The sequence below is a fragment of the Citrobacter sp. Cpo147 genome, from assembly GCF_030332405.1.
Classification (GTDB): Bacteria; Pseudomonadota; Gammaproteobacteria; order Enterobacterales; family Enterobacteriaceae; genus Citrobacter; species Citrobacter portucalensis.
The window spans coordinates 1-304 of sequence record NZ_JAOWHX010000004.1 but is presented as its reverse complement, the minus strand read 5'-3'; the positions used below and the strand labels follow the sequence as shown (position 1 = coordinate 304).

Sequence of the window (304 nt, the reverse complement as noted above, 5' to 3'; positions counted from 1 at the left end):
ATAGCTCAGTTGGTAGAGCACGACCTTGCCAAGGTCGGGGTCGCGAGTTCGAGTCTCGTTTCCCGCTCCAAAATTTGAAAATGCTTGTAAAGCACAGACCACCAATCGCAGGATTTCGAATTGCGACAAGGCGGCAACTGAATGAGTCCTTTGGAGCTTACTGAAGTAAGTGACTCAGGCGAATGAAGGCAGCCAACGCAGTAGCGGTTCGAAAGACGGAGATTATGCGGGAATAGCTCAGTTGGTAGAGCACGACCTTGCCAAGGTCGGGGTCGCGAGTTCGAGTCTCGTTTCCCGCTCCAAA

The 304-nt window shown here is 52.3% G+C and carries 1 tRNA gene; it reads left to right on the top strand.

Going from position 1 to position 304, the window contains the following annotated elements:
* Nucleotides 1–226: 226 nt before the first annotated feature.
* Nucleotides 227–302, top strand: a tRNA-Gly gene (locus tag OGY06_RS00020).
* The last annotated feature ends 2 nt before the right edge of the window (nucleotides 303–304 follow it).